Here is a 4253-nt window from a genome sequence, read left to right on the forward strand (position 1 = left end):
GGCCGGCGCGCCGATCGACTACGCGGGTACCCCGCGCACGCGGCCCTTCCTCTGCGACTGGACCGGGGACGGCTGGTTCGACCTGCTCATCGGTCTGGGCGACGGCAAGGTGCACCTGCTCCAGGGCGCGCCCACGGACGTTGCGGTCCTGCCGCCCGCCGCGCGCCTCGGCCTGCCCTGGCCGAATCCGGCCAACCCACGGCTCAGTGTCGAACTCGCGGTCGAGCAGCCCGGGACCTACGCGGTGCGCGTGCTGGCCTTGGACGGCCGCGCCGTGGCAGCGCTGTTCGCCGGCAGCGCGGCGCCGGGCATCCTGCGCCTCGACTGGGACGGCCGCGACGGCGCCGGGCGGCCGGCGCCCTCGGGCCTCTACTTGATCGCGCTGAGCGGCGAGGCGAGCGGCGCGCGGAAGTGCCTGCTCCTGCGCTGAGTGCCCGCTGCAATGCCAGACGCCCACGGGCGCGCCCTTGCCGCCCCAGGCCAAGGCAGACTATCGCGTCCAGGCCTTCCCCAATCCTTTCAACCCGGCCACGGAGATTCGCCTCAGCCTCCCAGCGGCGGGACCGATCTCGCTGCGCGTCGTCGACATTGCCGGCCGCCTGCAGCGCGTTCTGGTCGATGGAACGCGCTACCCGGCCGGCGAATCGCGCTTGAGTTGGGATGGGCGCGACGGCTCCGGCCGGCAGCTGCCGAGCGGCCGCTACTTCCTCGTCCTGGAGGCCGGCGGCCAGCGCCTCGCCGGCAGTGCGGTGCTGCTGAAGTAGCAGTCGCCTGCGGGCTGGCGCCCGGTCGGATGAGAAGTGGTATACTTTGCCGGGCGCAAACTCGCGCCGGGGAGGTCCTTCGATGCGCATCACCGGCCTGCTGATGATCGCCATGTTGCTCGTCGCCCTGCCTGCGACCGCCTCGCTGCAGTTCGGCGCCAACGTCCTGCTGCCCGCTCACGGCGAGGAAGTCTACGTCCCCGGGCACTCAGTGCCCTGCCTGGCGGACCTGAACACCGACGGCTACCCCGACCTGCTCGTGGGCGAGGGGAGCGGCCTCTACCCGGGCCGGGTGCGCCTCTACCTCAACGAGGCGCTGGGCGCGCCGCCCAGCTTCGGCGACTACGACTACCTGCGCCTGCTCAGCGGCGCGGAGATCAGCTACCCCGGTGGCTGATGCCTCGGTCTATTCCCGCGCGTCGCGCGGTGGAACGACGACGAGCTTCTCGATCTGATCCTCGGCGACTCCGAAGGCTTCGTGCACATCCACCTCAACGTCGGCACGGCGCAGGAGCCGCGCTTCGACAGCGGTGCGCGCGTGCAGGTCGGCCCGCCGGGAGCGAAGGTCGACCTCAACGTGGGCTACCGGGCGACGCCCGACGTCGTCGACTGGAACGAGGACGGCCTCTTCGACCTGCTCGTCGGTGCCTACGACGGCAAGCTCCGCCTCTACCTGAACGAGGGCGGCGGCCTGCCGCCGGACTTCCGGCACACGCTCTTCGTGAGCGACGGCAGCGGCGACCTCGTCGTTCCGCTTGGCTACGCGAGTCCGACGATGGCCGACTTCGACGGGGACGACGCGAAGGACCTCGTCATCGGCAACGCGGAGGGCGAGCTCTACTTCTATGCGAACGCGGGGACGCAGGCGGCGCCGCTCTTCGGCGTCGGCTGGCGCTGCGAGAGCCTGAGCCTGCCCATCGATCTCGGCTACCAGGGCCGCGCGCGGCCCTTCGCGCTGGACTGGGACGGCGACGGCCGCCAGGACCTGCTCAGCGGCTCCAACCAGGGCAAGGTGCACCTCTTCCTCGGCCAGCCGAACAGCGTTGCCGTGCCGTTCCTCCCGGGAGCGGGCGCGAGGCTCAGCGCCTGGCCGAATCCAGCGCGGCCGGCGACGACCTTTGCCTTCGCGCTCCCGCGCGCGGCCAGGGTGGCACTGAGTGTTCACGACGTGACGGGTCGGGAGCTCGTCACCCTCGTGGCCGACAGCTTCGGCGCCGGGACGCATGCCGTCGCCTGGGATGGCCGGGATGCCGGCGGTCGCGCCCTGCCTTCAGGGCTCTATCTGCTCAGGCTCCGCGCCGGCGACGAGCTGCTTGCCGGAAAGCTGCTGCTCCTGCGGTAGAGGCGATCGCTCGGTTCCGCTCGCGCGCGATCGAGCGCGCGCGACGCGGAAACGAGCTTGCTTGCCACGGAGCGCGGGGGAAGCCAGATGGCTTGCTCGGATCTGCGCGCTGCTCTACCTTCAGCCCGCATGACCCTCCTCGACCTCAAGTGCGTCTCGCTCGCCCTGGGTGGGCCGTCCTTGCTCGACGGCGTACAGCTCCAGATCGAGCGCGGCGAGCGCATCTGCCTGCTCGGGCGCAACGGCGCGGGCAAGACGACGCTGCTGCGTCTGTTGCAGGGCGCGCTGAGTCCCGACGCCGGTGAGATCGCCCGCGCGCCTGGCCTGCGCGTGGCTCTCCTGCCGCAGGAGCTGCCCGAGCCACTCGCCGGCAGCGTGCGCGAGACCGTGGCGGCGGGCTTCGCGGCGGCCGGCCTGCCGCCTGCCGGCCCCGGAGAGGCGCACCTCGTCGAGCAGGCGCTCACGCGCGGCGGCCTGGATGGCGACGCCGACCTGGCCACGCTCTCCACCGGCGGCAAGCGGCGCGCCCTGCTCGCGCGCGCCCTCGTCGTGGCGCCGGACCTGCTGCTCCTCGACGAGCCGACCAACCACCTGGACATCGACGCCATCGCCTGGCTCGAGGGCGAGCTGCGCCGCTTCACGGGTGCGCTCTTCTTCGTCACCCACGATCGTGCCTTCCTGCGCGCGCTGGCGGGGCGCATCCTGGAGCTGGATCGCGGTCGCCTGCGCAGCTTCGCCTGCGACTACGCGACCTACCTGGAGCGTCGCGAGGCGCTGCTCGCGACCGAGCTCGAGCAGAACGCCGAGTTCGACCGCAAGCTGGCCGCCGAGGAGGTCTGGCTGCGCCAGGGCATCCGCGCGCGGCGCACGCGCAACGAGGGGCGCGTGCGGGCGCTGGAGGGCTTGCGGGCCGAGCGGAAAGCCCGCCGCACGCAGCTCGGCAGCGCGCAGCTTGCCCTGCAAGATGCCGAACGCTCGGGCCGCCTCGTCGTCCGCGCGCGCGGCGTGGACTTCGCCTGGGGCGAGCGGGAGATCCTGCGCGGCTTCAGCACGGTCATCGCGCGCGGCGACAAGGTGGGCATCCTCGGCCCGAACGGCTCGGGCAAGACGACCCTGCTCCGCCTCATCCTCGGCGAGCTGAGGCCGGATGCCGGCACGGTGGAGCTTGGCGCGGGCCTCCAGGTGGCCTACTTCGATCAGCAGCGCAACCAGCTCGACGAGACTCGCAGCGTGCAGGACAACGTGACCGATGGCGGCGACACGCTGACGATCGGCGGCCGCAGCGTGCACGTGACGAGCTACCTGCAGCAGTTCCTCTTCGCGCCCGAGCAACTGCGCGCGCCGCTCAGCCGTCTGTCGGGCGGCGAGCGCAATCGCCTGCTCCTCGCCCGGCTGCTCGCGCGGCCGGCCAACGTGCTCGTGCTCGACGAGCCGACCAACGATCTGGATCTGGAAACGGTGGAGCTGCTGGAGGAGCAGCTCGTGGACTGGCCCGGCACCCTGCTCCTCGTCAGCCACGACCGCGAGTTCCTGGACAATGTCACGACCAGCACGCTCGTGCTGGAGGGCGAAGGCGTCGTGGCCGAGACGGTGGGCGGCTACTCGGATTGGGCGCGCACGCGGCGCCCCGCGCCCGCGCGCGCGAAGCCGGCGGTGAGCGCGCCGCGGACGCGCGCCGTCGACGCGAAGCGCCTCAGCTGGGCCGAGGCGCGGGAGCTTGAAGCGCTGCCCGGCCGCATCGAAGCCCTGGAGGGCGAGCAGGGCGGGCTGCACGCGCAGCTCGCGGATCCGGCCTACTACCAGCGCGCCGGCGCCCAGGTGGCGCAGGATCGCGCGCGGCTGGCGGAACTCGAGACCGCGCTGGCAGACCTCTACCAGCGCTGGGAGCGCCTGGCGGAGCGGCAGTCTTGAATCCGCTCGCGGCGCAATCGCCGCCGCTCCGTTGACAGCGAAGGAATGCGCGTCTAGATTGAGGGAGCCGTGAAACCGGGGGCGACCAGGTTTCGACGGGGATTCAAGAAGCTGGAGCTGCAGGCCGGGGACTTCTCGATTCTGCCCCGTTACCAAGGTCGAGAAACCACAATTGCCAACGATAACTTGGCCCTGGCCGCCTAACCTAGTTAGGTGACCTGCCCGCCTCACCTTTT

General features: G+C 71.8%; 5 protein-coding genes and 1 other RNA gene. All 6 read left to right on the forward strand.

Features of this window, described 5'->3' with window-relative positions:
* On the forward strand, positions 1 to 430 hold a 430-nt coding region (locus tag FJ251_14080), incomplete at its 5' end, for a hypothetical protein (GenBank protein ID MBM4118833.1).
* Between the two features lie 7 nt (positions 431 to 437).
* On the forward strand, positions 438 to 764 hold the full coding sequence (locus FJ251_14085) for a hypothetical protein (GenBank protein ID MBM4118834.1): 327 nt from the start codon (positions 438 to 440) through the stop codon (positions 762 to 764).
* A gap of 82 nt (positions 765 to 846) precedes the next feature.
* Positions 847 to 1161 (forward strand): hypothetical protein, encoded by a 315-nt coding sequence (locus FJ251_14090; protein ID MBM4118835.1) that lies wholly within the window; start codon positions 847 to 849, stop codon positions 1159 to 1161.
* 81 nt (positions 1162 to 1242) lie between these two features.
* A complete protein-coding gene (locus FJ251_14095; GenBank protein ID MBM4118836.1) occupies positions 1243 to 2106 on the forward strand; it encodes a T9SS type A sorting domain-containing protein in 864 nt (287 codons plus the stop codon).
* A 129-nt stretch (positions 2107 to 2235) separates the two neighbouring features.
* Positions 2236 to 4017 (forward strand): ATP-binding cassette domain-containing protein, encoded by a 1782-nt coding sequence (locus FJ251_14100; protein ID MBM4118837.1) that lies wholly within the window; start codon positions 2236 to 2238, stop codon positions 4015 to 4017.
* Positions 4018 to 4094: 77 nt separating this feature from the next.
* Positions 4095 to 4253, forward strand: a transfer-messenger RNA (tmRNA) gene (gene ssrA / locus FJ251_14105); the annotation flags it as partial.

The sequence above is a fragment of the bacterium genome (assembly GCA_016873475.1).
In the GTDB taxonomy this organism is placed as follows: domain Bacteria; phylum Krumholzibacteriota; class Krumholzibacteriia; order JACNKJ01; family JACNKJ01; genus VGXI01.